Raw genomic sequence first — 700 nt, forward strand, 5'->3', positions numbered from 1 at the left:
GCGCCGGTGCGGGCGAGGCCGGTGTCGACGGGTTCGCCGAGAAGCGCCACGTGCGCGAACACCGTACGGAGCGTGGCCAGTTCGGCCTTCGCGAAGGACTGCTCGCCGTGGTCGATAAGGTTGGCGACGTAGAGGCCGTCGGGGGCGAGGACGCGCCGCACCTCCGTGAGCGCCTCCACCGTGGTGAGGTGCCAGGGCACGCTGACACCGCCGAACGCGTCGCCGACGACGAGGTCGAGCGTGTCGGTGTCCAGCCGCCTCAGGCCCAGCCTGCCGTCCTCGGTGCGGACGTCGATGCCGGGCTGCGGCCGCAGACCGAGCCGTTCGCGGTCGATGCGGACGACGCCGTCGTCGATCTCGGACACCACGCTGCGCGTCCCGGGGCGGGTGGCCGCGAGGTAGCGGGGCAGGGTGAGGCCTCCGCCGCCCAGGTGGTGGGCCGTGAGCGGTCTGCCGGCGGGGAAGGCGGCGTCGGTCACCGACGCGACGGCCTTGACGTAGGTGAACTCCAGGTGGGCCGGGTCGCCGGCGTCGACGTAGGAGTGCCGTACGCCGTCCAGCACGAGCGTGCGGCCGCCGGTGCGGGAGGGGTCGGCGACGACCACGGCGCAGTGGTACCGGGTCTCGACGTCGCAGCCGCCCGGCGCGACCGAGGCGGCAAGACCGCCCGCCGCCAGGACGAGCGCCAGGGCGGGTGCGG

The 700-nt window shown here is 74.9% G+C and carries 1 protein-coding gene; it reads right to left on the reverse strand.

All coding sequences use genetic code 11. The annotated features are described in order from the left end of the window. Positions 1-700 (reverse strand): fused MFS/spermidine synthase (locus LPA54_RS34145; RefSeq protein WP_228984554.1); only part of this gene is annotated, 700 nt, incomplete at both ends.

This window comes from Streptomyces sp. DH12 (genome assembly GCF_020873895.1).
In the GTDB taxonomy this organism is placed as follows: domain Bacteria; phylum Actinomycetota; class Actinomycetes; order Streptomycetales; family Streptomycetaceae; genus Streptomyces.